The sequence below is a fragment of the Faecalibacterium sp. AF10-46 genome, from assembly GCF_003604105.1.
Classification (GTDB): domain Bacteria; phylum Bacillota; class Clostridia; order Oscillospirales; family Ruminococcaceae; genus Faecalibacterium; species Faecalibacterium taiwanense.
Map to the genome: position 1 here is coordinate 64,104 of NZ_QVGY01000005.1, position 25,546 is coordinate 89,649.

The window sequence follows — 25,546 nt, forward strand, 5'->3', positions numbered from 1 at the left end:
GAAAGAAGTTTGCGTTTGCGCAGCAATGAAAGCCCCAGTGGGGCTTTTAAGCGGCCGAGCGGTCTTGCGCCAGCAAGATGGAGGGGCCTTGCCCCGACAAGCTCCAATTTAAGCACAGCAAAGCCCCCGGCAGGTTTGCGCCTGCCGGGGGCTGTTTGCTGTTTTACTGCTTGGGGAACGCCTTATTCCACACTTCGATCACCTTGAACTTCGGGGTCCAGCCTTCGGGTTCAAAGCGGTCGCCCTTGGCATCCATGATGCCCTGCTCGGTGCACCACTGTGCGGCCTTTGCCATGTCAGCGTCGGCCACATCCGCAAAGGCGGGTGCGCCTGCGGGTTCAGGCCTGCCTGCGGTGTTCCACACCAGCAGCGCCAGCTGGCCGCGGTTTGCCGGGATGGCTGCGCCTTCGGGCAGGAGGTTGTGCAGGATCACGCGGGTGGTGATCTCGTAGCCGCCCCAGATGGCTGCACCGCCAACGGCCACGGCGGCAATTGCACCGCCTGCAGCAGAGCTGGCATCGTAGCCAGCGCCGGGGTCAAGGGATTCGTCCGGGTCGATGGCCGACCAGTGGGCGATCAGTTTGACCGGGTAAGCGGGCATCTCAAACGTCGTTTTTGCACGGTTGGGTTCTTCCAGCTTGAGCTGCAGCTCTTCCGGCACATTCTCCGGGAAGTTCTCAGGGTACACGATTTCCCATTTCACGAACACCTTATCGGGGTGTTCCTCGGTATCAGCAGAGATCTCCACCTTGGTGCCGATCTCTGCGGAGATACCGCTGCCCTCGCCCAGAGTGGACTTTGCCTTGCCGCCCTCAACGGTGACGGTGTTCCTCAACACAGAAGCGGGGATGCTGTAAACAGCGGTCAGCTTCACATTGCCTTTGGGCATATCAAAGCTGATCTCCTCGGTGCCTGCTTCAGTCGCAGAACCCAGACTGCCCGCAGTCGGGTCGACGCTGATGTTTCCCTCTTCCACCTTCCAGTGGTGGAACTTCACGCCCTTGGCGGCATCCTCATCGGTGGGTGCGTTGGCCTTGACGGTGACCTTTTCGCCCTCAAAGGCGGTAGTAATCTGGCCGGTGGTGTCGTCGCCCACCTGCGCGGTGCCGTTCGCAACGGTAATGCTGTAAGTCGTCTCCCTCGGCTCAATGCGCAGGTAGCTGCTTTCTGCCGCTTCTGCAAGCGGATGGATGCGCAGGTCGATCAGTTTTGCATCCGGCTCATCGCTGATATAGTAGACGTAGGCCTTGCCGTCTGCCTGTGTAAAGTCAACAGTGCCCACACGGCCGCCCTGTGCGTTGTTTTTCAGGATCACAGTACCGGAAGAGGTGATCTTGGTATCTTCGGAGACTGCTCTTTCGGCATCACTGATGGTAATGGTGACATTCTGGGCCTTGTTGATCGTCAGTTCTTGCGCCGCTCTACCGTCGGTACTCTCAATGGTCACGTCACCGTTGCTGGTGATATTTGCGCTGCCCGTCACAACGCTGCTGTACGCAGAAAGGATCACTTCGCTGGAAGCATAAATGTTCAGATTTCCGTTCACAGCCATATCTTCGTCGCTGCTGATATTCACCTTACCGGTGCAGTTGATGTAAGCCCAGCCATCAATTGTTGCATACTGGTCACTGGTGACGGTCACATCATCTGCACCTACAACACTCGGATCGTCCTGCTGTCTGATCGTCAAATCGCCTCTACCGATGCCACCGTTCAAAATGACATCTGTTTCTGGCGCTCTGATCTTCAGCAGGTTCTTGATCCTATTTGCTGCCGTCAGGGTCTTTTGCTCCGGGTCGTAGACGATACGCCCACTCTTCAGGTTTTGATAATTCTCGCTGGTGACAGGCTTATCGTCAACATAAATGCCAAAATTTTGCACGACCTTATTGCCAACCTGATTGCCGTTGTTGAGATCCATCTGATATGCCGTTTCTTCCGTCATACCGTTCTCTTCGTCCAGCACGTTCACCGCGCTTTTGGCGGCGGTGCTCTGCTGGAGCAGGTCATCGGTGCTTGCGGCCAGAGCCGGGGCGGAAAGGGTGAACATCATGCATCCGGCCAGCGCCGCCGATACTGCACGCCGGATAAGTTTGCCTTGTTTCATGGTACAACCTCCTTTTTTCCCCTCGCATTTTTACGGGGGGGGGTATGTATTACAGTACCTTGATTATCCCACACTTTACCGCATTTTGGAAGCAAACCTGCGTGAATCGCCCTAAAAGCAGCGTGAAAAGCACGATTTGTGCCGGTTCTGTTGCAGATACCCGGCCCGCAGGCACAGCAAAGCCCCCGGCAGGTTTGCGCCTGCCGGGGGCTTTGTTGTGTTATGAAAGATCAATCCTTCTTCTCTGCTGTGCGGGCAAAGAAGTTGGCGAGGATGGCACCGGAAATGTTATGCCACACGGAGAACACAGCGCCGGGAATGGTAGCCAACGGATACTGTGCAAAGTGTGCGGCGGCCAGACTGGTTGCAAGGCCGGAGTTCTGCATGCCCACCTCGATGGAGATCGCGCGGCACTTGGTGGAGTCCAGCTTGAGCAGCTTGCCCACGCCAAAGCCGGTGAGGTAGCCCAGCACATTGTGCAGGATGACCACCACAAGGATCAGCAGACCGCTGGTCATGATCTTGGCGCTGTTGGCGGAGACCACGGCGCAGATGATCAGCACGATGGCGGTAGTGGAGACCAGAGGCAGCACACGGACGGCTTCCTCGGTGAACTTATGGAAGAAGTGATTGACCACAAAGCCCAGTGCGATGGGCACCAGCACCACCTTGACGATGGACATGAACATGCTCACGGGGTTCACGTCAACACGCTGGCCAGCGTACAGCAGGGTGAGCAGCGGGGTGAGGAGCGGAGCCAGCACGGTGGAAACAGCGGTCATGCCAACGGACAGTGCAACGTCGCCCTTGGAAAGGTAGGTCATCACGTTGGAAGAGGTGCCGCCGGGGCAGGTGCCAACCAGGATCACGCCAATGGCCAGCTCGGTGGGCAGGTGGAACACCTGCGTGAGCGCCCATGCCAGAAACGGCATGAGGGTGAACTGTGCAACGCAGCCCACGATCACATCCTTCGGGCGGCTGAACACCACCTTGAAGTCCTCCGGCTTCAGGGTAAGGCCCATACCGAACATCACGATGCCCAGCAGGTTATTGACCCACGCCGTCTTTACCACGCTGAACGGGCCGGGGAAGAACAGGGCACCCGCGGCCACCACAATAACGATGGCGGCCATGTACTTGCCCACAAAGTCGCTTACTTTTTCCAGTGTTTTCATAGTTGTTTCTCCTTTTCCTTCTGACATGCTCTGGGACAAAAGCATCCGCAAAATAAAACGCCCTTGTCCCTTACGGTCTGTAAGAGACAAAGGCGTGTAAAATCCTCTGCGGTACCACTCTTATTGCCAGCACAACGCTGACCACTCAGTGCACGTCCAACAACGCGCGGCCCGTGATAACGGGGGCCTGCCGTTCCTGCTTACTGGGGCGCACACCGTCCATTCAGCCGGAAAGCTCGGAGAGGATCTTCCCACGGATGCCCTGCACTGCCTTGCACCAACCGGCAGCTCTCTGCAGCATTCCTTCCGGGTACTCTTTCTCGTCATAGCCGTGATATTCTTGGTGACATGGAGTATACTCCCCTGCAAAGGCAAAGTCAATAGAATGGGTCCTTCTGATTTTTCATGCAGTTCATTTCAGGAGTGAAAGTGGTTCACGCAGCAAAGCCGCCCACCCATAACGGGCAGACGGCCTTGCTGTTTCTGCGGTTTATTCGCCTTTGGCTTTTGTAAGCAGCATGTGCACGTATTCCGCGCAGGCATCCCAATCGCGGGCGGCGGCCTTGTCCTTCGGCATCAGGCTGCTGGCAAGGCCCACGCCAAGGCAGCCCGCCTTGCGGAACTCCGGGATGTTCTCCGGCGTTAAACAATGCTCCTTTCCGGGTCTTTGGCAAAAAAGAGGGTCAGGCCGCTTCCACCCGGGAGGGATGAAAGCAGCCTGACCTCTGCACGAATGGTTTCTGTTTTGGGAGATCGTTGGGAAGTAATGGAGAATGCAAAGCATGGGATAGGAGATTTAGGAGAAAATTTAGAAAAAGCTTTTCATGAGCATCTGCTGTCCGGCTGCAGATCAGGCCAGCATGTTGGGGATGGTCAGGCAGATAGCCGGGCAGTAAGCAACTGCGAACAGCACTGCGATGAACAGTGCGATGAATGGCCACATTTCCTTGAGCAGATTGGTGAACTTGATCTTTGCAACAGCGGTTGCGATGTACAGGGTAACGCCAACGGGAGGAGTGATGCCGCCCAGAATGAAGGTGAGCACCATGACCATGCCGAAGTGGATGCCGTCGATGCCGGCAGCTGCGGCGATGGGGTAGAAGATGGGCACCATGATGATGGCGGCAGAGGTGGTATCCATGAACATGCCGATGACGCACATGGCAAGGATCATCAGGAGCATCAGGACGTTGGGGTTGGTGGAGATGCCGGTCAGCAGAGCGGACACCTGCTCGGGGAACTTCTCAATGGCCAGGCAGTAACCAAATGCGGTGGTGCTTGCCACGATGAGCATGGTCATGCCAGAGGTGCGGGCTGCGCTGAGGACCGTCTTGATGGCACCCTCAAAGGTGAACTCCTTGTAGACGAAGATGCCGATGATCAGACCGTAAGCACCGGCGATCGCACCGGCCTCGGTTGCGGTGAACACACCGGACAGGATGCCGCCAATGATGATCAGAGGCATGACCAGCGCAGGCAGAGCATTGATGAAGGACTTGACCATGCGCTTGAAGTCGAACTTGACCTTCACATCGCCGTCGTACTTGGCAGGGTTCTTCTTTGCCTTGATGAAAGCGTAGATCATCTGACTGACACCCACCAGAATGCCGGGGATCACGCCTGCCATGAACAGCTTACCAACGGAGATACCGGTGATGGAGCTGTACAACACCATCAGGATGGAAGGCGGAATGATGGAGCCGATGGTTGCGGATGCCGCGGTGACGGCAGTGGCGTAGTCGCGGTCGAAACCGGCTTCGTCCATGGAGCCGATCAGCATGCCGCCGATGGAAGCAACGTCGGCAGAGGTGGAACCGGAAACGCCTGCAAACAGCATGGATGCCAGAATGTTGACGTGTGCCAGACCGCCGGGGATAAAGCCGACCAGCTCGTTTGCAAAGCCGACGATACGCTTGGTAACGCCGCAGGCATTCATGATCTCGCCTGCAAAGATGAACAGCGGAATTGCCATCAGGGTGAAGGAGTCACCGCCAGCGAAGATGCGCTGGGTGAGGATGACGAGATCCTTACCATTCAGGGCCAGATACAGCATGGAGGAGATGCCAACACCGAACGCAACAGGCACGCCGATGAGCAGCATCAGAAAGAAGATACCAATGATCATCCACATATTACATGCCACCTCCCATGTCGCCTGCATCTAATTTTTCGCTGCCGCCCTTGCCCAGCAGGAGAAGCAGCTCTTCAATGAACATACCGGCACTGCCAATGACCATGGCCAGATACACAACAGACATGGGCAGATGCATGGTGCTGGAACGGTTGGTCCAGTTCTCCATAACCATGCGGGTGCTCATGCAGAAGAATACGGCCAGATAGGCAAGAACCAGCACGCGGGAGAACTTTTTCACGATGGTGCGCAGCGGCTGTGGAAGAGCATCCACCACGATGTCCAGACCGATGTGACCGTCGTCGCGCATGACGTAGATGGAGCCGAGATAGACCATGCCTGCAAAGGTGTAGCGGCCAAACTCGACTGCAAAGCTCAGCGGCGAGTTAAAGACATAACGCATGATAACGTTCAGAGTGGTAACACCGAACATTGCGATGAAGAGAACCAGAATGCACACATTCAGGATCTTATCCACCGTTTTACGCACATTTTTCATGCGGGGGTTCATCTCCTTTTATTCAATTAAGTGCGGGCAAGCCCTTTGTGGCCTGCCCGCGCATTTTTTCAGGGAAAGACGGACGGTCTATCAGAGAGCAACACCCATGGAAGTCAGGATCTGCTTGCCGACATCGGTCTTTGCGCAAGCATATGCGTTGTAGTTGATCTTTGCCTTCAGGCTGTCAACATCGGTGTCCACCACTTCCAGACCGGCACCTTCCAGAGCGGCGAAGTTTGCATCGCTGCCGTCCTTGGTAGCATTCAGGCCAAACTCGCAGGCTTCCTTAGCGGCCTCGGTCAGGATGTTCTGCTGCTCTTCGGTCAGCTTCTGGAATACCTGCTCGGAAACGGAGATGGTGGTGGGTCCAATGATGTGGTTGGAAACGTTGACGTACTTGCACACTTCCTGCATGGAGGCAGACATGATGGACTCGGGGATGTTCTCCACAGCGGACACCAGACCGGTATCCAGTGCGGTGTAGGTCTCGCCCCATGCCACAGGAGTGGGAGCAGCGCCCAGCTGGGTGAAGGTCTCTTTATAAGTAGAGGAGTCCGGGATGCGGATGATCAGGCCGGACATATCGTTCACGGTGTTCAGAGGCTTATCGGTGGTAAAGATCTGACGGAATGCCAGCACGTAGTAGTCCAGAATGCGGACATTGGTCTTGTCCAGAATCATCTGTGCAACAGTGGTGCCAGCCTCACCGGCCAGCTTCTCAGCGCAGTCGTCGTAGCTGCTGTATACGAAGGGCAGGCACAGGCAGCCAGCCTCGTCCACGTAGTTTGCATAGAACTCGGCAGCGATCACGGCCAGATCCAGAGTGCCGTTAGTCAGGGCCTGCAGGTTCTCGGTCTCGGTGCCCAGAGTTGCAGCGGAGTAAACATCCACCTTCATCTTGCCCTCGGACTTCTCAGCGACCAGACGAGCGAACTCCTCAGCAGTCTTGTTGATGGAGTGGCTTGCAGCCATCTGGTGGCTCATGGTCAGGGTGACATCGGCCTTGACATCATCGTACTTGCCGGCAGCGGCGGTGCTGGATGCAGCCGTGCTGGATGCAGTGGCGGTGGAGCCGGAAGTGACACCGCAGCCAGCCAGAGCAGCGGCAGCTGCGGTCACGCCAGCAGCCTTCAGGAAATCGCGGCGGTTGATGTACTGTTTCATCTTATTGTCCTCCAATTTTCTTAAACATCATGACCGGGCTTGTGTCAGCCGGTCTGCACGTACTTTTCTGGCGCCCACCTGCGTGGGACTTTCTGTTGCCAACATAATAGCATGTAATACAAGCCTTGTCAACATTCTTTTTACAAGTTACATGTTTTTTGTGCAGAGTGCACTTGTTTCAAAATGCAAATCTGTACAATTCAAAGGTAAAACTTAAGATTTTCGGCCACTTTTGTTACACTTTTGACTTTTTTGACGTTTTATCGTTGTCACATCTCTTCATATTCCTGTGCTTTTTGTCCGTTCAAGTTGACGTTTTTCACTTTTTTGGCTTCATTTTCTTCTGCCGGCTTCCACCGTCCACCGCCTCTTTCTCCCCTCTTCCGACCCGATCCGGCACCGCTGGCACACCCCAACTTGTTTTTGGGCCGAAACAAGTTCATCTTCCGCAAGAGGCATTTATAATAGGAAGTATCCATAAAATGATCCGTCCTGCCGTTTTTTCTGTGATACATGTCCAGTTTCGTCAGAATTCCTGTCCGCAGCTGCTATTCTTTGCCGTATCTTTATTTTTAGTGCTCCTTCTATTCCGCTCTTATGTTCTGCCGGGCACTTGTCTTGACATCAGTTTCCGTCTTGTATCACAAAGCGGCAGGCCCAGAATTGTGCAGTTAGTCAAAAATCATCCTTAAAGCCCTGTTTTTTCAAATTTCCTCTTGCTTTTCTTGTATTGTCGTGTATACTAAAGCCAATGAATCTTGTATTACAACAAGATACGACGACGGAACATTTACAAGAAGATCACTGATCACCAACAAGGAGGTCTACTGTTATGAAAGAGTGTTGGGTCACCGAGCCGCTCCACTTTGAGATGCGCGAGACTGAGATCCCTGAACCGAAGGACAACGAAGTCCAGATTAAGATGATGGCTGCTGGTGTCTGCGGCAGCGACATCCATATTTATAAGGGCGAGAACCCCAACTCCCGCTACCCGCTGATTCCCGGCCACGAGAATGTTGGTCTGGTCACCAAGGTTGGCGCAGACTGCAAAAACATCAAGGTGGGCGACCACGTCGTGATTGACTACGTGATCCGCTGCGGCGAGTGCTACCAGTGCAAGCATGGCCGCGGCAATGTCTGCGAGCACGTTCTGGTGCGCGGCAGCGGCACCAACGGCGGCTGGCGTGAATACTGGTGCGTCGAAGAGCCTTACGTCTACAAGATCGACGACAGCATCCCCTGGAAAGATGCCGCTCTGATCGAGCCGCTGACCATCGGCGAGCACAGCACCAGCCGTGCAGGCGTGTGCGAGGACGATGTGGTGTTCATTCTGGGCACCGGCACCATCGGCACCATCATTGCACAGGCCTGCAAGCTCAAGGGCGCTAAAACCGTCATCTGCTGCGACATCAGCGACAGCAGTCTGGAGCGCAGCAAGCAGTTCGGTGCCGATTACACCGTGAACAGCAAAACGCAGGACATCGTTGCCGAAGTGCAGAAGATCACCAACGGCCACGGCTGCACCGTCGCATTCGACTCCGCCTGCTTCCCCGGCAGCCTGACCATGATCATGCAGCCCGGCATCGTGTGCAACGCAGGCCGCGTGGTTCCCATGGGCTTCTGCACCGTGCCCGAAAAGATCACCCAGCAAATGATCAATGGCCGCGAGCTGACCATCTGCGGCACCCGCATGAGCCTGAACCAGTGGGTCCCCACTGCACAGAAGATGGCCGAGGGCAAGTACCACATGGAAGGTCTTGCAACCACCTTCGTCAAGTTCAGCGAAATCGAAAAGGTCTTTGACAACATCGTTCATCCCGATCCGGCTGTCAAGAAGACCGTTATCCTGTTCGACGGCGCAGAGGACTGACCCTCTGGCCCTGATATAAACACGTACATTATAAAATAGAAGGAGATCATTATTATGGCTGCTCTTACTAAGTTTGATATTGCCGGCAAGCATGCGATCGTTACCGGCGGCGCACAGGGTTTGTCCCGCGGCATGGCCGAAGGTCTGCTGGAGGCAGGCTGCAAGGTCGTCATCATCGACGTGCAGAAGGAAAAGGTCGAGAAGGTGTGCGAGGAGTACCGCGCCAAGGGTCTGGAAGCCTACCCCGTCATCGGCAATCTGGCCGACCGTGCTGACCTGAACCGCGCCTTTGACGAAGCACTGCAGATTTTGGACGGCCGTCTGGACGTTCTGATCCCCGCTGCAGGCATCCAGCGCCGCTATCTGCCCGAGGAGTTCCCCGCAGAGCAGTGGGATCTGGTCATGAAGATCAATCTGGACCACGTCTGGTTCATGATCCAGCGTTCTCTGCAGGTCATGCTCAAGCAGCCCACCGGCGGCAAGATCATCACCATCGGCTCCATGGCTTCCTACTTCGGCTGCACCACCGTGCCTGCCTACACCGCAACCAAGGGCGCTGTTGCTCAGCTGACCAAGAGCGTTGCTGTTGACTGCGCCGGCCGCGGCATCAACATCAACTGCATCTGCCCGGGCTACATGGACACCGAGATGTGCGCCAACATGACGCAGGAGCGCAAGGACGAGTGCACCAAGCGCATCCCCGCTGGCCGCTGGGGCCTGCCCGAGGATATGAAGGGTCCCGTCGTCTTCCTGGCTTCCGCTGCATCCGACTACCTGAACGGTGCCCTGATCCCCGTTGACGGCGGCTATCTGGTCAAGTAATCAACACAGAAAAAGGGAGGAACCTTATCATGGCCCCTACCATACGCGATATTAAAGTGATCTGCACCGCCCCCGAGGGCATCAATCTGGTGGTGGTGAAGGTGGAGACCAGCGAGCCGGGCCTGTACGGTCTGGGCTGCGCCACCTTCGCTTACCGCCACCTGACCGTGCAGCATCTCATTGAGACCTATCTGCGTCCGCTGCTGATCGGCAAGGATGTGCGCAACATCTCCGACCTGTGGCAGCTGATGCACCAGAACGCCTACTGGCGCTGCGGCCCCATCGTCAACAATGCCATCTCCGGTGTGGATATGGCCCTGTGGGACATCAAGGGCAAAATGGCCAACATGCCTGTGTACGACCTGTTCGGCGGCAAAATGCGCGCCGGTGTGCCGGTGTACCGCCATGTGGACGGTGCCAATGTGGACGAGATCTGCGAGAACATCGAGAAGTATCGTTCCATCGGTGTCAAGCACATCCGCTGCCAGTGCGGCGGCTACGGCGGCGGCGGCTTTGGCCCTGCTCCGGAGTGGGCAGCCAAGGGCGCAGAGCCGGGCGTGTATCTGGACAGCAAGAAGTATATGCGCGACACCCTGAAGCTGTTCGACGGCATCCGTGCCAAGGAAGGCTTCGACATTGATCTGGTGCACGATGTGCACGAGCGCATCCACCCCACCGAGGCTGTCACCTTTGTCAAGGAGATGGAGCCTTACAAGCTGTTCTTCATGGAGGACGTTGTGCCTCTGGAGCAGGTGGAATGGCTGGATAAGATCAAGCAGACCAGCGTGACCCCGCTGAGCCAGGGCGAGCTGTTCAACAACCCTGCCGAGTACAAGAAGCTGGTGCAGAATCGCAGCATCGACTACATGCGCGTGCATCTGAGCCAGGTGGGCGGCATCACCCCGGCCCGCAAGCTGCAGATGTTCTGCGAGCAGTATGGTGTGCGCATCTGCTGGCACGGCCCCGGCGATATGAGCCCGCTGGCCCATGCAGCCAACATCCACATCGATCTGGCCGCTCAGAATCTGGGCCTGCAGGAGTGGAGCGGCATCGAACCGCCCAACTTCGTCATCCAGAAGCTGAAGGACAACCACGGCGCTCTGCTGGAAGTGTTCCCCGGTATGCCCGAGTACGGCAACGACGGCTTTGTTTACGCCAACGACAAGCCCGGTCTCGGCGTAGACCTGAATGAGAAGGAGGCCGCAAAGTATCCCTGTGAGAATACTGTGACCACCTGGACTCAGACCCGCAACCGCGACGGCAGCCTGCAGACTCCGTAATTTGCAATAATCTTTGACACTGTACGATCCCTGACGGAGAAACACGGCTGGAATCGTACAGTGTTTTTTGTTCTCAAAGGAGCATTGCTATGAAGATCACAAAAATTCAGACATGGCTGGTGCGTCCTCGCTGGGCTTTTATTGAGATCAGCACTGATGCAGGCATTTCCGGCTGGGGCGAGCCGGTGCTGGAAGGCCGCGCCGCCACCGTATGCGAGTGCATCCATGAGATGGAGCCGTACCTCATTGGTGCCGACCCCATGAAGATCGAAGACCTGTGGACTGTGCTGTTCCGCGGTGGCTTCTACCGCGGCGGCGGCATCCTGATGAGCGCCATCTCCGGCATCGATCAGGCCCTGTGGGATATCAAGGGCAAATACTTCAATGTGCCGGTCTGGCAGCTGATGGGCGGCAGCTGCCGCGATAAGATGCGGGTGTACAGCTGGGTGGGCGGCGACCGCCCCGCCGATGTGGGCCGCGCTGCACTGGAAAAGAAAAAGCAAGGCTTCACCGCCATCAAGATGAACGGCACCGACGAGCTGCAGTTTCTGGACAGCTACGCCAAGATTGATGCCCTGCTGGAGCGCGTAGCCAGCGTGCGCGAGAGCTGCGGCAAGGACTTTGGCATTGCCATTGATTTTCACGGCCGGGTGCACAAGCCCATGGCAAAGATCGTGGCCAAAAAGCTGGAAGAGTTCGACCCCATGTTCATTGAGGAACCCGTTCTCTGCGATAACATGGAGTATTTCCCCGAGATTGCGGCGGCCTGCAACATTCCCATTGCTACCGGTGAACGCCTGTTCACCAAGTACGATTTCAAGCGTCTGCTGGCCATTGGCGGCGTGGACATCGTGCAGCCGGACCTTTCCCACGCCGGCGGCCTGACCGAGTGCAAGAAGATCGCCGCCATGGCCGAAGCCCACGATGTGGCCCTTGCTCCCCACTGCCCGCTTGGCCCGGTGGCCCTTGCCAGCTGCCTGAATCTGGATGCCACCTGCTACAACGCGGCCATTCAGGAGCAAAGCATCGGCATCCACTACAACGAGGGCCGCAGCGTGCTGGACTACGCGCTGAACCCCGAGGATTTCAAGTTCGTGAACGGCTTTGTCAGCCTGCCCCAGAAGCCCGGCCTTGGCGTAGAGGTGAACAAGGCTCTGGTGGAGGAAGAGGGCCAAACCCCGCACAGCTGGAAGAACCCGGTTTGGAGGCATGAGGACGGGAGCGTGGCAGAATGGTAAACATGATGAAAGCACTGGTGTTCACCGCACCGCATACCTTTGAATACCGGGATGTTCCCCGCCCTGAACCGGCACCGGACGAGGTGCTGGTGGAGGTAAAGGCCTGCGCCATCTGCGGCAGCGATGTGCACGGCAGCAGCGGTGAGAACGGGCGGCGCATCCCGCCGCTGGTCATGGGCCACGAAGCCAGCGGCACCATTGCGCAGCTGGGCGAAGCCGTGCAAAGCTGGGCCGTGGGCGACCGCGTCACCTTTGATTCCACCGAATACTGCGGCTACTGCTGGTTCTGCACCCACGGGATGCACAACCTCTGCGCACAGCGCCGCATCGTAGGCGTTGCCTGCACCGAGTACCGCAAAAATGGTGCCATGGCCCAGTACATCGCCGTAAAGGCCCGCACTCTGTATGCCCTGCCGCCCGCCGTCAGCTTTGAGCAGGGCTGCCTTGTGGAGCCGTTTGCCGTGGGAATGCACGCAGTGCTGCGCAGCGGCCTTGCCGCCGGGCAAACCGCTGCCGTGATCGGTGACGGCACCATTGGCCTGATGACCCTGATCGCCGCAAAAAGTCAGGGCGCACAGGTCTGCATAAGCGGCCACCACACCCGGCCCATGCAGCTGGCCGCACAGCTGGGTGCACTGGACTGCGCTCAGCTGCCGCAGCTCACCGCAGAGCGCGGTGCCGATGTGGTGTACGATGCCGTCGGTTCCCAAAGCTCCTTTACACAGGCCATGGAGCTGGTGCGCAAGGGCGGACGCATCATGGTCATCGGCAACCACGCCCGGACCATCGACTTCCCGCTGCAGCGCTGCATCACCGAGCAGATCGATGTGCAGTTCAGCTATTCCTCCGCCGGGGAGTACCCGGTCTGCCTGCAGGCCATTGCCGAGGGCCGCGCCGACCTGACCGGCCTGTGGCAGAGCTTTCCGCTGGCAGAGGGTGCGCAGGTGTTCGACCGTCTTGTGCACCGGGACGAAAGCCTGACCAAAGCCGTCCTGATTCCGTGAGCAATTGTCTGCATACAAGTTTTTCTGCCAGTTTTCGCTGATTTTGATTTACTTTTGCAACATCCTATGATATAGTTAGAAAAAGTTGTAATACAAAGAGGTGTTCCACTATGGCCGATAAGGGCAGCGTCACCGGAAAGATCGCCCACTATATCCGCAAAAATATCCGCAACGGCAACTGGACCGTGGGCGAAAAGATCCCCAGTGAGAACCAGCTGTGCGAAGAGCTGGGGGTCAGCCGTGTATCCGTGCGCAGCGCCCTGCAGCAGTTCATTGCGCTGGGCATTCTGGAAAGCGTGCACGGCAAGGGCACCTTCCTGATCTCGGACGATCTTTCGGCCTTCTATTCCAATGTGGAGGAACCGGCTCCCACCATCGATGCTACCGAGACCATGAAGCAGATCCTGGAGTTCCGCAGCATCGTAGAACCGGCAGTCTGCGCACAGGTGGCCCAGACCGCCTCGCCGGAGCTGATCGCCAAACTGGAGGGCTACCTCAAGGCCATGAAGGCCTCTGTGGGCAAGTGCGAAGAGTTCATCAACGCGGACGTGGCGTTCCATATGGAGATCATTAACGCCTGCGGCAACGATTACACCATTGCCATTATGAACGAGACCTTCCAGCGCCGTGCTAGTCTGGGTAAGATGCTCATTCTTTCCAACGGTTACTACGGCGGCATCTACTACCACGGCATTTTGCTGGACGCTTTCCGCAAGCACGATGGCAAGCGTGCCCGGGTCATGATGGAAGAGCACCTGCAGCACGGCCTGTACGATCTGGAATCCGATAATCTTGGGCAGGAGAAAAACGACCTCTGAGCCGCTTTTTCCTGTCTGATACGCAAAAAAGATCCCGTTCACCCAGAAGTGGACGGGATCTTTTATTGCTTATGGGGCTTTACTGCAGCCGATCAGGCTTTGACGAAGGCAGCTGCTTCCTCAGCGCAGATATAGCCGCTGTCAATGCACAGGCCATAGCAGAAGCCGGGGATATCGTAGTAGGGGCTGTAGTACAGGCTGCCGCTGTCGGTGCCGGCAACGTACAGGCCGTCGATGGGCTGGTTGTCCAGATCCAGAGCGCGGCAGCAGTCGTCGGTGCGCACGCCGCCAAAGGTGCTCCATGCACTCGGCTCACACTGCACAGCGTAGAAGGGGCCTTCCTTGATGGGGCTGAGGTACCACTTGTTAGCACCAAACTGCTCGTCCACGCCCTTCTCGCAGTACTCGTTGTACTTTGCAACGGTCTCAGCCAGATGGGTCAGGCCGAACTTCTCGCCCAGCTCTTCAATGGTGTCAGCCTTGACCAGCCAGCCTTCCTTCAGGCCCTCTTCAATATCGCTGGGCAGGTTGTCCAGAATGCGGCCCTTGAAGTAGTTGCCAATGAACCAGTTCTCGCTGGTAGCGCCCTTTGCAGTGGTGTACTCGTACAGGCCCTGCGTGGTCATGGCATCCACATAAGCCTGATCCACAATGCCGTACCAAGGGGCGTTCAGCAGGATCTGCTCGGAGCCGTAGCTCATGGGGTAATCGCACAGCAGGCCCTCGTTGATAAAGCGCTTGCCTTCGCCGTCCACCAGCAGGTTGCCGTACAGGCCGAACTTGAAGCAGTAGTTCTGGTCGTACTTATCCTGCTTTGCGGGGCGGCTGGCCTTGCTGTTGGTTCCGCCGTACTCGCAGGGGCAGTAGCCAAAGGTCTTGCACAGCACAGCGCCTGCGTCGTTTGCCATTACAATGCCGTCGCCGGTGCACAGGCTGTTGCCGCCTGCAGCTGCGTTCAGCTTGCGGGTGTGCAGGAACTTCTCCTGCAGGTCGCGGTTGCCAAGGAAGCCGCCGGATGCAATGATGACAGCGCCTGCATGGACGGTGATGGGGGTGCCGTCCTCTTTTTCAGCGGTAAAGCCGCAGATCTTGTCGTTCTCCACGATCAGGCTCTTGGCTGCGGTGTTGTAGATCATCTGCACGCCGTTGTCGTCCAGAGCCTTCTCCCACAGCTGCACGCGCTCATCCAGAGCGTTGGTGATCAGGTGGAAGCCGCCCTTCTCATCCTTGAAGGGGGTCTCGAAGCGGAAGTTTGCTTCCTTCATCTCGTAGCCGATGCCCACCAGCTCTTCCACAGCGTCCTTGGAGGTCTCCAGGCAGCGCTTGATCAGGCTGGGGTTCGGGGTCCAGTGGGTGTAGTTCATGGCATGGTTGAACACTTCGTCCACAGTCAGGGTGGTGCCGCCCTCACGTGCGTGCAGCACGCTGGTGTCCACTGCAAAGGGGCCGGAGACCTTGATGCCGTTCACGCCTGCAACGCTGCCGGCCTTTTCCACGGTGAGCACCTTCATGCCCTTCTGGGCTGCCACGATACTTGCCATAAAGCCTGCTGCGCCGCAGCCAATGACGGCCACATCCACATCGTATTCCTCAGCTGCGCCTGCGGTCTTTTCCACAGTCTTGCCCAGCCATGCCTGACGGTCGCCGCCTGCCTGCGCAACACAGTCTGCAATGGCTTCCTTGACAGCGCGGCTGGAATTGGTAGCACCGGTAATGCTGTCCACGCCGCCTGCCTGATTGTCCAGAATGGCGGGGATCAGCTCGTTCTCCACCTGACTGAACAGCGCGGGAGTCTCGTTCTGGCCCACGATCTTCACATCGGTCAGCGCAGTCTCAGAGAAGGTGCACTCCAGCTCAATGTCGGAGATATTGCCGTAAGCCTTGGCGGTGTAGGTGCCGGGCTTGAAGGTAAAGCCAGCCTCGGAAGCTGCGCTTGCAGCAGCAGAGGAAGCGGTGGAGGAAGCAGCAGTGCTGGAAGCAACAGAGCTTGCAGAGCTGCCGCAGCTGGTCAGCACACCGGCAGCAGCAGCGCCGACGGCACCGGCAGCAGCCTTTTTCAGGAAGTTGCGACGGGAAATGCGGTTTGCCATGATAAGGTTCTCCTTTACGTTTTCTTTCTTCTTCGTGTGTACGATGTTTTCCGGTCAGGCACCGCCGGGCCGGAACTTCGTTTGACATTTCACGAACAACACTTTACAGCATAAACCGGGTTTAAGGTCAAGCACCGTTACCGTTTTGAAACTTTGTTTGTCATTTAACAACAAGAAAGCCCCTGTGAGTTTGTGCAAACTCCACAAGGGCTTTTTGTGTCTATTGTGCTGTACCGCGTTTTTGGCTCAGATTACCGGCAGGATCACCGTCTCCATGTCCTTTCCGCAGCCATCCAGATTCAAAAAACCGGGCAGGATCATCATTTTTTCCCGCATATGGTAGCCGTGGGCAGTCATCCAGTCCAGAAGCAGGGCAAAGGTTTCCTTGCGCACGCTCTCCTCCCGCGTCAGGCTGCGGTGATACACGATGCATTTGCCCAGATTCATCCAGTGGACATGGGTGCGGTCATATGTTCCAAGCCGCCACTCCTCCGAAGCCGGGATGGCACAGACATAGCTGGGGTCCAGCTCCGGTTTTTCGGAGCTGAACTGCGCCGTCTCGATCACCCGCGCATAGCTGGAAATGGACAGCAGCTCCACAAAGCGGGAAATGGTCTCCCCTGCCTGCCCCGCCACGCTGAAGTCCCGCCCATTGGAAGCATAGACATATATTTTATCCGGCACATCCTGAACCGAAAAGTCTGAACCGGGTTCCATGTTCAGCAGGCCAATGGCCTCATCCAGCGCCTGCAGGCGGTATTCCAGCAGCTGCTTCTCGTGGGTCAGGGTGTAGCGCTGCCGCTTGAGAGATTGCTCAAACTGTTCGGTCTGCTGCTTTTCGTCCAGCATCCGCACCGCTTCCTCTATGCTGAAGCCATACTGCAGCAGGCAGCGGAAAGCGTTCACCCGGAATGCATCCTCCGGGCTGAACCAGCGGTAGCCGTTTTTCATCCGCTTCACCTTGAACAGGCCGATCTTTTCGTAATACCGGATCTTGCTCTGGGGCAGACCGGTCATGTTGGAAAATTCTCGGATATAATAGCCCTTTTCGTTTTCGCTCACCGTGCTTCCTCCTTACCCCGGAGCCGCACCGCCCGGCACCGGTTTCTTTGCGGTTTCTTTGCCAGTTCTATTGTAACATACTTTTTATAAAAAGCAAAAAGGCAGGCCCTTTCCCAGCGGAAAAAGCCTGCCTTTTCTATATTTATATCAGAACTGCTTACTTTGCAGCCAGATACTTGCCCAGCTCACGGCCCAGCGTCAGGCACATGCCAATGCTCACGCCGGGGATCGGGGTGATATACTCGGGACCGAAGCGCATACCGCAGGTGTTGCCGGAAGCGTACAGGCCCTCGATGGGCTGATAATCCTCGTTCAGCACCTGCTGGTCATTGGTGGTCACAAAGCCGCCGGTGGTCACCAGTGCAAAGCCCAGACTCGGGGTGGTGACATGGGCGTAGAAGGGAGCCTTTGCAACTGCATTCAGGAAGTGCGGGTCCTTGGCAAAGTCGCTGTCGTAGCCCTCGGCGCAAACCTTATTGTACTGCTCCACAGTAGCGGAAAGGGCTGCAGGCTCCACACCGATGTACTCGGCCAGCTGCTCGATGGTGTCGGCGCAGTACCAGCCGTTGGCGCCCTCGGCACCAGCAGCCTTTGCGGCCTCAAAGTTGCCCTTCATGGCTTCCACCACAGCGGGCATGTCGTACTCGAATGCCTGATGGCCGGGGAAGCCGCGCAGGATCTGGGTCTCATAGGTGCTGTCGTAGATGGAGGTGATATTGCCGCGCTTTGCACGTGCCATGAAGAAGCCGTTGATCTCCGGGCCGGCAAAGGCTTCGTTCTGGAAGCGCTGGCCATTCTCGTCCACCCACAGGGGGCCGGGCAGATAGTCGGGCACGGCCATGGAGTCGAAGTTCATGGTGGAGATGTCGCCCTCCAGACGGCCGCCTGCCCACACACCCATCTGGATGGTGGAGCCGTCGCGGCCAAAGGGAGCAAAGAAGTCCTCATCCTTGGTGAACAGACGCTTGATGTCCGGCAGCAGATCGTCCATCATTTCCTTGTTGCCGCCAAAGCCGCCGCCTGCCAGCACAATGCCATTCTTAGCGTTGATCTTAAGGTAATTGCCGTCGCTGTCCTGTGCGATCACGCCGGTGACCTTTGCACCGTCCATTACCAGCTGCACACCCTTGGTGCCAAACAGAGCGGTGGCATTGTCAGAGAAATTCTCCTCCACATAATTGTAGTTATCCCAGCTCAGGTCCTTCAGCTCCAGCTGACCGGCGGTGTTGTTGTTCTTCTCGCCGCTGGTGGGGTTCTCCCAGTAGTTCTCCCACCATTCCAGCGTGCCGGTGTAGTAGTGCATGCCGTTGTTCAGCTGGTGCACGGCGTACTCGTTGTCCGGCCAGAACTGGATGCGGGTCTTGGCCAGCGTGTCCGGGTTGATCTTGTCCAGCCACCAGTCCACAGTGCTGCCGCTGTTCTTGGCAAACTTCATCACCAGTGCGGTGTTTGCCTTGCCGTGGGTCTGCATCATCCAGTTGTTCACAAACTCCACTTCGTCCACCTTGGGCACACCGTGGCTCAGCAGGTATGTACCCGCCATGGACCGGGAGCTGTGGAACCAGTTTGCGCAAGTCCTCACCCGCCACGGCAGCGACCCGCAGAACATCAAATTTGCGTATTCCATGGAGGAGTTGATGCTGCAGCTGGCTTTCTACGGCGGCTATACCATCCTTGCCGAGCCGGTGCTGGCTCAGCTGCCCGCCAACAAAAACCTCACCTTTATCCCGCTGGAAAACGATACCGTTCCCGCTTGGGCCGTGTGGAACCGCGAGAACATCTCGCCCGCCCTCCGGCTGCTTCTGCGCGAGCTGGATATTGACCCGTGACCTGCTGCAGAATGCATTGACGATCTTGCGCAAAAGCGCTGCTCTTTTTTCAGAAATTCAGCAAGAAAGGTCTCTCCGGCGCTGCGTGGAGAAATGCAAAGGTCGATCACATGAATCAAAACGATCCTGTCCCGGACGATTTCACTCTTTCGCCGGCCTTTGTGGATGCACTGCCCACGCTGTTTTTTTGCCTGCAACATGGTACTGGTGGCAGGAATTTTGCTTTTATCATGAATATGCAGTGAGCCGGAAGCCTCTGATCTACAGAAGGCTCCCGGCTCATTTGCTATGGACTTTTTACGTGGATGCCATTCGAGTCCTTGATCGAAACAAAAAATTCCACGTCATGCGACTTGGGATTTCCTGTCAGCCTATTCTGTTGCTCAAACATCCCACTGGGGTGTTTATTGCTGTCGCAAACGCAAACCTCCGATAAACAAAAAACGTACCCGAACCCTTTCTCATAGAGAATCGGGTTCGAGTACGAACTGAATGGTGGAGAATTAGGGACTCGAACCCCAGACCCCCTGCGTGTGATGCAGGTGCTCTAACCAGCTGAGCTAATCCTCCATATTTTGTTTTGTGCGTTCCGAACTGGAACGTGATTATTATAGCACGGCCTTTGCCAAAATGCAAGCCCTAATTTTAAAAAAATCACACTTTTTGTATCCGCTTTCCGGTTGCCCTTTGATGCCAAATCGTGTATACTGAACACAGAAACTTTCCCACCGGGAAAAGAGGTACAAAAAATGCTGACACTTCGTGGAATCATTACGCTGATCGTTCTGATCGTTCTGTTTGCACTGGCCGTTGTGTGGATCTCCAAGCAGGGCGGCTGGAAGGGCGAGGGCTGCGGCGGCAACTGTGCATCCTGCCACAGCCACTGCGAAAAACAGGACCCGAACAAAAAAGCCTGAGTTCAAAAATGCCCCCGGACATTGCCTGCTGGCAGCGTCCGGGGGCATTCTGCTTTCAACTTTCCGTCTCGCGGTAAAACACCCCGCGCTCTGCCGCGTACACGGCAATGGTGCTCAGCAGGTCCTGATGGGCTTTCTGGTAAGTAGTGCGGCCGATGTGCAGCTGATCGATCACATCGTCCTCCGTGCGGTGCTGCACATAGCGCAGCTCGAACAGATCCGCACGCAGCGGGTCATTTTGCCGGTAATAGGCAAGGCCCTCCTCAATGGCGGCGCACCAGCTGCGCTCCACCGGGTTTCGTGCACGCTGCCGCATCCCATACCGGTACAGTGCCAGCCGCGTCTGATTTCTCTGCTCGCTTGTCATGTTCTGCCCTCCTCTTTTCATCCGCGCGGCGTGCCAGCACTTCGCGACGGTTCTGTTCTTCAAAAAAGCAGAGATCCCGCTCGTACATGCTCAGACCAAGCACCGCGCTCAGCCGTTCTGCTTCGCTCAGTTTGAACTGTGTTCGCCCCTGCAGTTTCAGGTTCAGTGCATTGGGGCTGATCTTCAAGGCTCGTGCCACATACTGCATCTTGTACCCGCTGGCGCGGATATAATCCCGGATCATTTCAGTGTTTGCCATATTCCGCTCTCCTTTTTTCGTATCGGCAATGCCGTTTCACAATCTTTGGTTGTAGTATATTCCTGCATTGATTCAGTGTCAACCCATTTTTGCAAATTCGCAGAAAAAAGTTGATTTTAATGCAATTTTTTTGGTATACTTCTGGTAACAGCATTCTTTTTACAGAACAACCATACGTTTTTCAGAGAGGTTTCGCATGTCTGAGCTTTCTACCCGTCTGCATCTGCGCCGCAAAGAACTGGGCCTTTCGCAGGAAGAGCTTGCCCAGCGCATGGGCTATCGGTCCAAATCCTCCATTACCAAGCTGGAAAAAGGCATCAACGACCTGCCGCAGTCCAAGGTGGAAGAGCTGGCAGCCGCGCTGGAGACCACCCCTGCCTATCTGCTGGGGCTGGACACACCCTGTCCGCCGCCGGGCTTTGAGCCGCTGCCTGCCATGACGCAGGTCCCGCTGATCGGTTCCATTGCCTGCGGCACTCCTATCACGGCAGAGCAGAACATTGAACGCTATATCGGCGTTCCCGCCGCGTGGCGCGCCGACTTTGCCCTGACCTGCCACGGTGACAGCATGTCCCCCACCATCTGCGACGGCGACATCGTATGCATTCGCTGCCAGCCGGAGGTGGAGCAGGGCGAGATCGCCGCAGTGCGCATTGGCGGCGAGGCCACCCTCAAGCACTTCCATCGGCAGGGTGATGCTGTGATGCTGCTTGCGGACAATGCCGCCGTCTGCCCACCCATGATCTTTACCGGCCTGCAGCTGGAAGAGCTGCACATTGAGGGCCGCGCTGTCGGCCTGTGCCGGGGGCTGTGAGCCGCCTGCAGTCTTTCAGGCACGTTTCATAAAAGAAGGAGGCTTCTCATGTTTTTCTCCCGCAAAAAGCCTGCCCGTTCTTACGACCCCGCCACCCAGCAGCCTGCACTGCGGTGCAGCATCTGCACCGGGGAGCAGGTGGCCGGTTTCATCTCCCCGGATGGCCATTTTGAGGACGTTCAGCTCATTCGCACGCCTCAGGAACTGGACGCATTCCGGGCACGGTACAGCATCCCGCCGGAATGCCCCCTGAAAAAGATCTATTAAAAGGAGTTCGCCATGCCCACTGCACCTGAAGAGATGACCCTGAAGGTCATTGCCCATATCCATACTGCCTTTCCCACCAAGTTCGGCATCCCGCGCCAGAGCGGCCTTGTGGACGAGCTGCGCGGCGAGGTGATCTTTACGCCCGAATACCGCAATGCCGATGCCGTGCGCGGTCTGGAAGATTTCAGTCACATCTGGCTGGTGTGGCAGTTCTCCGGCGCGGTGCGGGACAGCTGGTCCCCCACTGTACGCCCGCCGCGTCTGGGCGGCAACACCCGCATGGGCGTGTTCGCCACCCGGTCGCCGTTCCGTCCCAATCCTTTGGGCCTTTCCAGCGTGCGTCTGGAAGGCATCGAGCACCGGCCGGACGTTGGCCCGGTGCTCATCGTGCGCGGTGCCGACCTGATGGATGGAACCCCCATCTACGACATCAAGCCTTACATCCCCTATGCCGACTGCCACCCGGATGCCGCCGAGGGTTTTACCGGCCAGACCCAGTTCCACCGTCTGCAGGTACAGTTCCCGCCCGAACTGCTGGCACAGGTGCCGCAGGCCGACCGCGCCGCCCTGACCGGCGTACTGGCAGGTGACCCGCGCCCCTCCTACCAGCACGACCCGCAGCGGGTGTACGGCATGGAGTTCGGCCCGGTAGAGGTGCATTTTACCGTGGATGGCGAGGTGCTCACCGTGACCGGCATCGCCCGCCGCTGAGAGGAAGCGTTTATGGAACTGCGGAACATCAATACCTTTTTGCACATCGCCGAGCTGCACAGCTTTTCCCGCACTGCGCGGCAGCTTGGCTATTCCCAGTCGGCGGTGTCCTCCCAGATCGCACAGCTGGAAGCAGAGCTGGGCGCACCGCTGTTCGACCGCGTGGGCAAGACCGTGCGGCTCACCGATGCGGGCCAGACCTTTTTAGGCTATGCACGCACCCTGCTGGCCACGGCGCAGCAGGCGCAGGCTGCCCTGCAGCCCGCCCGGCAGATCAGCGGCAGTCTGCGCATCGCGCTGGCGGATTCGGTGTGCTCCACCTTCCTGCCCGGTCTGCTCAAACGCTACCACGCCCTGTGCCCGCAGGTGGAGCTGGTGCTGTGCACCGCCACTGCCGACGGAATGCTGCAGATGCTGGGCACAAATCAGATCGATCTGGCCTATACGCTGGACCAGCCCCTGCTGCAGCCCAATCTGGTGCTTGCGGCGGATGTGCCGGAGCCGGTGTGTTTTATTGCACCGTCCGCTCACCCGCTTGCCGGGCAGGAAGTCGTTACGCTGGAAGAGCTGCCCCGGCAGGAATTTCTGCTCACTGAGCGCGGCATGAGCTACCGCGACGCTTTGGATCAGTGCCTTGCCGCCCGCGGCCTTGCCATCCACCCTTATCTGGAGCTGGGCAGCGCTGCGCTGCTGTGCCAGATGGTGGAGCAGGGCATGGGTCTTTCCTTCCTGCCGGAGTACATCGTGCGTCCGGCGCTGGCCGCAGGTCGTCTTGCCCGGCTGAATGTGCCGGACTGCACCGTGGAGATGCACCGTCAGCTGTTTTACCACCGTGACAAATGGCTGACCCCTCAGATGAAAGCCTTTATCGAGCTGGTGCACCAGCCCGCGCCCGGCACTGCCAGCAAATGAAAAGAGCACGGGTCCATTGAAGCGTAAAGCTGAACACACAAACGAAAAACCGCCGAAGGTTTCTTTCCTTCGGCGGTTTCTCTTATGATAGGAGGATCAAAAATGATCGTCGCTAAAATGTTTAGTTCAGGATGGTCAGCTCGGTCTCGACGTCGAACAGGTGGACCTTGTGGGGATCGAATGCAACGCGGACGGTGTCTCCGTTGCGAGCCTTGGAGGTGGGAGCCACACGAGCGGTCATCTTGTTGCCCTTGTACTCCAGATACAGGTAGATCTCAGCGCCCATCATTTCGGAGACGTCCACCTGAGCATCCAGCTGGCAGTCAGTGTGCTTTGCCATAAACTCGGGCTCGTCGTCGATATCCTCGGGACGGATGCCCATCTTGATCTTCTTGCCGACGTAAGCATCCAGCTTGCCGTCTGCGGTCTTCTCCTTGGGCAGGGGGATCACGTCGCCGCCCAGGTCAACACCGTACAGGTCGCCCTTCTTGATCAGGGTGCCGTCCAGGAAGTTCATCTGGGGGCTGCCGATGAAGCCAGCAACGAACATGTTGCAAGGCATATCGTACAGGTTCTGCGGGGTATCGACCTGCTGGATGATGCCGTCCTTCATAACAACGATACGGTCGCCCATGGTCATAGCCTCGGTCTGGTCGTGGGTAACGTAGATGAAGGTGGTAGCCAGCTTCTTGTGCAGCTTGATGATCTCGGTGCGCATGCTGGTACGCAGCTTAGCATCCAGGTTGGACAGAGGCTCGTCCAGCAGGAAGACTGCCGGGTTACGAACCATTGCACGGCCCAGAGCAACACGCTGACGCTGACCACCGGACAGAGCCTTGGGCTTGCGGTCCAGCAGATGCTCGATCTCCAGGATCTTAGCAGCCTCGTGCACGCGCTTGTCGATCTCGTCCTTCGGGGTCTTGCGCAGTTCCAGACCGAAAGCGATGTTCTTGTAAACGGTCATGTGGGGGTACAGAGCGTAGCTCTGGAACACCATTGCGATATCACGATCCTTCGGGGGAACGTCGTTGATCAGACGGCCGCCGATGTACATTTCGCCCTTGGAGATCTCCTCCAGACCGGCGATCATGCGCAGGGTGGTGGACTTGCCGCAGCCAGAGGGGCCGACGAAGATGATGAATTCCTTATCCTGGATCTCCAGGTTAAAGTCGGTAACAGAGGGAGCGGTAGCACCCGGATAGATCTTATAGATGTGCTGGCAGCTGATCGAAGCCATAGTCGTTTGCCTCCATAATTTTTAAGGTTCCCACGCTCTTGACGGCGTGTTCATTCGTTGGTACTATAATAACAGATAATTTTGTGATATAAAATAGCATTTTATTGATTAGAGGTGTCAGATATTGCTTTTTGACTGGAACACCATCGCTTTTCCCGCTTCCGTGCAGGATCTGCAGCTGTCTGCCCCCCTCACTCTCTCCGGCGAAGGACTGTGGGTGTGCCTTGTGTCCAGCGGCCGGTGCTCTGCATCCGTACCTGCTGCCGGGCCGCTGCCGCTGGGTGCAGCGCTCATTTTGCCGCCGCAGTCCGTGCCTGCCGGGCACCTGATCCTGAGCCGTGCCCCGCTGGCCCTTGTACCGGAAAGCATCTGCCACCTGCTCTGCGTCCAGCTTACCGGGCAGGCGGCTTCCCAGTTTCTGGCCGGGCTGCACGAACTGCCCTTCCTTGCCAAGGGCGGTTCCTGCCCGGCCGCTGCCGAACTGATGGACCGCCTTGCTGAGGAAAAGACCGCCCACAGCCGTGCCCGCAGCCAGTTGGCCTACGCACTGCTGTGTGAGCTGGCCGATGCCGACAGTGCCGCGTCCGCCCTGCCGCCGCTGGTGCAGGCCGCCATTGAGGACATCCGCGCAAACTACGCGGGCCTTTACGGCGTGGAGGAGCTGAGCGAACGGCTGGGCGTGTCCAAGAGCCATCTAGTGCGCACCTTTACCGCAGCCATTGGCGTGCCGCCGGGCAAATACCTCACCACGGTGCGCGTTGAAGCAGCCCAGCGGCTGCTGCTCCACCGGGAGTACACACTGGACGTGGTAGCCAGCCTGTGCGGCTTTTCCGGTGCCAACTACCTGTGCCGGGTGTTCAAAAAAGAAACCGGCCAATCCCCCGCACAGTGGCGGGCAATGGCCGGTCACGCCGCGCAGAGTGGGCTTTCGCCCGAGGAATCTCTGCGCGAACAGGAGCTTTATATTTAAGGG

General features: G+C 57.4%; 26 protein-coding genes, 1 tRNA gene and 1 other annotated feature. Of the genes, 14 read left to right on the forward strand and 13 right to left on the reverse strand.

The features are described 5' to 3' along the window. Positions 1-163 precede the first annotated feature (163 nt). The 6 genes from DWV57_RS07195 to DWV57_RS07220 all read right to left on the reverse strand — a co-directional run bounded on the left by DWV57_RS07195 (position 164) and on the right by DWV57_RS07220 (position 7,555). Entirely contained in the window at positions 164-2,107 is a 1,944-nt protein-coding gene (locus tag DWV57_RS07195; protein WP_120020381.1) for a hypothetical protein, read from the reverse strand. A 230-nt stretch (positions 2,108-2,337) separates the two neighbouring features. Beyond that, positions 2,338-3,282 carry a bile acid:sodium symporter family protein gene (locus tag DWV57_RS07200; RefSeq protein ID WP_118526753.1) on the reverse strand — a complete coding sequence of 315 codons (945 nt, stop codon included), beginning with the start codon at positions 3,280-3,282 and terminating at the stop codon, positions 2,338-2,340. A gap of 79 nt (positions 3,283-3,361) precedes the next feature. Then, positions 3,362-3,618 (reverse strand) — a binding site (T-box leader). A gap of 514 nt (positions 3,619-4,132) precedes the next feature. Further along, a complete protein-coding gene (locus DWV57_RS07205; protein ID WP_158576282.1) occupies positions 4,133-5,413 on the reverse strand; it encodes a TRAP transporter large permease in 1,281 nt (426 codons plus the stop codon). 1 nt (position 5,414) lies between these two features. Then, the gene (locus DWV57_RS07210) at positions 5,415-5,912 is read right to left on the reverse strand and encodes a TRAP transporter small permease (RefSeq protein ID WP_158576281.1); all 498 of its coding nucleotides are present in this window, start codon (positions 5,910-5,912) and stop codon (positions 5,415-5,417) included. A 90-nt stretch (positions 5,913-6,002) separates the two neighbouring features. Next, entirely contained in the window at positions 6,003-7,076 is a 1,074-nt protein-coding gene (locus DWV57_RS07215) for a TRAP transporter substrate-binding protein (protein ID WP_118526909.1), read from the reverse strand. A 269-nt stretch (positions 7,077-7,345) separates the two neighbouring features. Continuing rightward, positions 7,346-7,555 (reverse strand): hypothetical protein, encoded by a 210-nt coding sequence (locus tag DWV57_RS07220; RefSeq protein ID WP_118526747.1) that lies wholly within the window; start codon positions 7,553-7,555, stop codon positions 7,346-7,348. A 353-nt stretch (positions 7,556-7,908) separates the two neighbouring features. On the opposite strand from DWV57_RS07220, the gene DWV57_RS07225 reads away from it, so the two are divergent. The 6 genes from DWV57_RS07225 (at position 7,909) to DWV57_RS07250 (ending at position 14,108) form a co-directional block, all read left to right on the forward strand. Next, entirely contained in the window at positions 7,909-8,946 is a 1,038-nt protein-coding gene (locus tag DWV57_RS07225) for an alcohol dehydrogenase catalytic domain-containing protein (protein WP_118526745.1), read from the forward strand. 54 nt (positions 8,947-9,000) lie between these two features. After that, complete coding sequence (locus DWV57_RS07230) at positions 9,001-9,768, forward strand: SDR family oxidoreductase (protein WP_118526743.1); 768 nt, start codon at positions 9,001-9,003, stop codon at positions 9,766-9,768. Positions 9,769-9,797: 29 nt separating this feature from the next. Further along, a complete protein-coding gene (locus DWV57_RS07235; protein ID WP_097773820.1) occupies positions 9,798-11,048 on the forward strand; it encodes an enolase C-terminal domain-like protein in 1,251 nt (416 codons plus the stop codon). Positions 11,049-11,137: 89 nt separating this feature from the next. Beyond that, a complete protein-coding gene (gene dgoD / locus DWV57_RS07240; RefSeq protein WP_120020383.1) occupies positions 11,138-12,286 on the forward strand; it encodes a galactonate dehydratase in 1,149 nt (382 codons plus the stop codon). Then, entirely contained in the window at positions 12,280-13,290 is a 1,011-nt protein-coding gene (locus tag DWV57_RS07245) for an alcohol dehydrogenase catalytic domain-containing protein (protein WP_118526739.1), read from the forward strand. The genes dgoD and DWV57_RS07245 overlap by 7 nt, the downstream gene beginning before the upstream one ends. Positions 13,291-13,400: 110 nt before the next feature. Next, positions 13,401-14,108: an FCD domain-containing protein gene (locus tag DWV57_RS07250; RefSeq protein WP_118526737.1), complete on the forward strand. Its 708-nt coding sequence runs from the start codon at positions 13,401-13,403 to the stop codon at positions 14,106-14,108. A gap of 92 nt (positions 14,109-14,200) precedes the next feature. On the opposite strand, the gene DWV57_RS07255 is transcribed toward DWV57_RS07250, so the two are convergent. The 3 genes from DWV57_RS07255 to DWV57_RS07265 all read right to left on the reverse strand — a co-directional run bounded on the left by DWV57_RS07255 (position 14,201) and on the right by DWV57_RS07265 (position 18,803). Beyond that, positions 14,201-16,198 (reverse strand): FAD-binding protein, encoded by a 1,998-nt coding sequence (locus tag DWV57_RS07255; protein ID WP_120020384.1) that lies wholly within the window; start codon positions 16,196-16,198, stop codon positions 14,201-14,203. Positions 16,199-16,444: 246 nt separating this feature from the next. Beyond that, positions 16,445-17,260 carry a MerR family transcriptional regulator gene (locus DWV57_RS07260; protein ID WP_243089016.1) on the reverse strand — a complete coding sequence of 272 codons (816 nt, stop codon included), beginning with the start codon at positions 17,258-17,260 and terminating at the stop codon, positions 16,445-16,447. A gap of 157 nt (positions 17,261-17,417) precedes the next feature. Further along, the gene (locus tag DWV57_RS07265) at positions 17,418-18,803 is read right to left on the reverse strand and encodes an FAD-binding protein (RefSeq protein WP_165853676.1); all 1,386 of its coding nucleotides are present in this window, start codon (positions 18,801-18,803) and stop codon (positions 17,418-17,420) included. On the opposite strand from DWV57_RS07265, the gene DWV57_RS07270 reads away from it, so the two are divergent. Both DWV57_RS07270 and DWV57_RS14935 read left to right on the forward strand, forming a co-directional pair. Next, positions 18,802-19,089: a hypothetical protein gene (locus tag DWV57_RS07270; protein ID WP_165852908.1), complete on the forward strand. Its 288-nt coding sequence runs from the start codon at positions 18,802-18,804 to the stop codon at positions 19,087-19,089. The two genes, DWV57_RS07265 and DWV57_RS07270, sit on opposite strands and share 2 nt — an antisense overlap. Before the next feature lie 110 nt (positions 19,090-19,199). After that, a complete protein-coding gene (locus DWV57_RS14935) occupies positions 19,200-19,334 on the forward strand; it encodes a hypothetical protein (protein WP_279221635.1) in 135 nt (44 codons plus the stop codon). A gap of 248 nt (positions 19,335-19,582) precedes the next feature. Here the strand turns inward: DWV57_RS14935 and DWV57_RS07275 are convergent. Beyond that, a tRNA-Val gene (locus tag DWV57_RS07275) sits at positions 19,583-19,659 on the reverse strand. Positions 19,660-19,838: 179 nt separating this feature from the next. On the opposite strand from DWV57_RS07275, the gene DWV57_RS07280 reads away from it, so the two are divergent. Continuing rightward, positions 19,839-20,006, forward strand: coding sequence for a FeoB-associated Cys-rich membrane protein (locus tag DWV57_RS07280; protein ID WP_044953787.1), 168 nt, complete (start codon positions 19,839-19,841; stop codon positions 20,004-20,006). 55 nt (positions 20,007-20,061) lie between these two features. Here DWV57_RS07280 and DWV57_RS07285 read toward each other — a convergent pair whose 3' ends face one another. Both DWV57_RS07285 and DWV57_RS14775 read right to left on the reverse strand, forming a co-directional pair. Then, positions 20,062-20,298, reverse strand: a complete 237-nt coding sequence (locus DWV57_RS07285; protein ID WP_097773792.1) for a hypothetical protein — start codon at positions 20,296-20,298, stop codon at positions 20,062-20,064. Then, positions 20,270-20,632 (reverse strand): helix-turn-helix transcriptional regulator, encoded by a 363-nt coding sequence (locus tag DWV57_RS14775; protein ID WP_005942847.1) that lies wholly within the window; start codon positions 20,630-20,632, stop codon positions 20,270-20,272. Before DWV57_RS14775 ends, DWV57_RS07285 begins: the two co-directional genes overlap by 29 nt. Before the next feature lie 196 nt (positions 20,633-20,828). Here DWV57_RS14775 and DWV57_RS07295 point away from each other — a divergent pair, with 196 nt between their 5' ends. The 4 genes from DWV57_RS07295 to DWV57_RS07310 are packed head-to-tail and all read left to right on the forward strand — an operon-like array spanning position 20,829 to position 23,336. After that, positions 20,829-21,446 carry a LexA family transcriptional regulator gene (locus DWV57_RS07295; protein WP_005942852.1) on the forward strand — a complete coding sequence of 206 codons (618 nt, stop codon included), beginning with the start codon at positions 20,829-20,831 and terminating at the stop codon, positions 21,444-21,446. A gap of 48 nt (positions 21,447-21,494) precedes the next feature. After that, the gene (locus DWV57_RS07300) at positions 21,495-21,713 is read left to right on the forward strand and encodes a hypothetical protein (RefSeq protein ID WP_005942855.1); all 219 of its coding nucleotides are present in this window, start codon (positions 21,495-21,497) and stop codon (positions 21,711-21,713) included. A 12-nt stretch (positions 21,714-21,725) separates the two neighbouring features. Next, the gene (gene tsaA / locus DWV57_RS07305) at positions 21,726-22,424 is read left to right on the forward strand and encodes a tRNA (N6-threonylcarbamoyladenosine(37)-N6)-methyltransferase TrmO (RefSeq protein WP_097773794.1); all 699 of its coding nucleotides are present in this window, start codon (positions 21,726-21,728) and stop codon (positions 22,422-22,424) included. A gap of 12 nt (positions 22,425-22,436) precedes the next feature. Further along, on the forward strand, positions 22,437-23,336 hold the full coding sequence (locus DWV57_RS07310) for a LysR family transcriptional regulator (protein ID WP_120020387.1): 900 nt from the start codon (positions 22,437-22,439) through the stop codon (positions 23,334-23,336). 121 nt (positions 23,337-23,457) lie between these two features. Here DWV57_RS07310 and ugpC read toward each other — a convergent pair whose 3' ends face one another. Beyond that, positions 23,458-24,573: a sn-glycerol-3-phosphate ABC transporter ATP-binding protein UgpC gene (gene ugpC, locus DWV57_RS07315; protein WP_120020388.1), complete on the reverse strand. Its 1,116-nt coding sequence runs from the start codon at positions 24,571-24,573 to the stop codon at positions 23,458-23,460. Between the two features lie 124 nt (positions 24,574-24,697). On the opposite strand from ugpC, the gene DWV57_RS07320 reads away from it, so the two are divergent. After that, a complete protein-coding gene (locus DWV57_RS07320; protein ID WP_120020389.1) occupies positions 24,698-25,543 on the forward strand; it encodes an AraC family transcriptional regulator in 846 nt (281 codons plus the stop codon). The last annotated feature ends 3 nt before the right edge of the window (positions 25,544-25,546 follow it).

Bases quoted from the DNA above. Each gene is read 5' to 3' on its own strand.
- DWV57_RS07195 (WP_120020381.1), bottom strand. From the start codon at position 2,107: ATGAAACAAGGCAAACTTATCCGGCGTGCAGTATCGGCGGCGCTGGCC.
- DWV57_RS07200 (WP_118526753.1), bottom strand. From the start codon at position 3,282: ATGAAAACACTGGAAAAAGTAAGCGACTTTGTGGGCAAGTACATGGCC.
- DWV57_RS07205 (WP_158576282.1), bottom strand. From the start codon at position 5,413: ATGTGGATGATCATTGGTATCTTCTTTCTGATGCTGCTCATCGGCGTG.
- DWV57_RS07210 (WP_158576281.1), bottom strand. From the start codon at position 5,912: ATGAAAAATGTGCGTAAAACGGTGGATAAGATCCTGAATGTGTGCATT.
- DWV57_RS07215 (WP_118526909.1), bottom strand. From the start codon at position 7,076: ATGAAACAGTACATCAACCGCCGCGATTTCCTGAAGGCTGCTGGCGTG.
- DWV57_RS07220 (WP_118526747.1), bottom strand. From the start codon at position 7,555: ATGGATACTTCCTATTATAAATGCCTCTTGCGGAAGATGAACTTGTTT.
- DWV57_RS07225 (WP_118526745.1), top strand. From the start codon at position 7,909: ATGAAAGAGTGTTGGGTCACCGAGCCGCTCCACTTTGAGATGCGCGAG.
- DWV57_RS07230 (WP_118526743.1), top strand. From the start codon at position 9,001: ATGGCTGCTCTTACTAAGTTTGATATTGCCGGCAAGCATGCGATCGTT.
- DWV57_RS07235 (WP_097773820.1), top strand. From the start codon at position 9,798: ATGGCCCCTACCATACGCGATATTAAAGTGATCTGCACCGCCCCCGAG.
- dgoD (WP_120020383.1), top strand. From the start codon at position 11,138: ATGAAGATCACAAAAATTCAGACATGGCTGGTGCGTCCTCGCTGGGCT.
- DWV57_RS07245 (WP_118526739.1), top strand. From the start codon at position 12,280: ATGGTAAACATGATGAAAGCACTGGTGTTCACCGCACCGCATACCTTT.
- DWV57_RS07250 (WP_118526737.1), top strand. From the start codon at position 13,401: ATGGCCGATAAGGGCAGCGTCACCGGAAAGATCGCCCACTATATCCGC.
- DWV57_RS07255 (WP_120020384.1), bottom strand. From the start codon at position 16,198: ATGGCAAACCGCATTTCCCGTCGCAACTTCCTGAAAAAGGCTGCTGCC.
- DWV57_RS07270 (WP_165852908.1), top strand. From the start codon at position 18,802: ATGGACCGGGAGCTGTGGAACCAGTTTGCGCAAGTCCTCACCCGCCAC.
- DWV57_RS07265 (WP_165853676.1), bottom strand. From the start codon at position 18,803: ATGGCGGGTACATACCTGCTGAGCCACGGTGTGCCCAAGGTGGACGAA.
- DWV57_RS14935 (WP_279221635.1), top strand. From the start codon at position 19,200: ATGAATCAAAACGATCCTGTCCCGGACGATTTCACTCTTTCGCCGGCC.
- DWV57_RS07280 (WP_044953787.1), top strand. From the start codon at position 19,839: ATGCTGACACTTCGTGGAATCATTACGCTGATCGTTCTGATCGTTCTG.
- DWV57_RS14775 (WP_005942847.1), bottom strand. From the start codon at position 20,632: ATGGCAAACACTGAAATGATCCGGGATTATATCCGCGCCAGCGGGTAC.
- DWV57_RS07295 (WP_005942852.1), top strand. From the start codon at position 20,829: ATGTCTGAGCTTTCTACCCGTCTGCATCTGCGCCGCAAAGAACTGGGC.
- DWV57_RS07300 (WP_005942855.1), top strand. From the start codon at position 21,495: ATGTTTTTCTCCCGCAAAAAGCCTGCCCGTTCTTACGACCCCGCCACC.
- tsaA (WP_097773794.1), top strand. From the start codon at position 21,726: ATGCCCACTGCACCTGAAGAGATGACCCTGAAGGTCATTGCCCATATC.
- DWV57_RS07310 (WP_120020387.1), top strand. From the start codon at position 22,437: ATGGAACTGCGGAACATCAATACCTTTTTGCACATCGCCGAGCTGCAC.
- ugpC (WP_120020388.1), bottom strand. From the start codon at position 24,573: ATGGCTTCGATCAGCTGCCAGCACATCTATAAGATCTATCCGGGTGCT.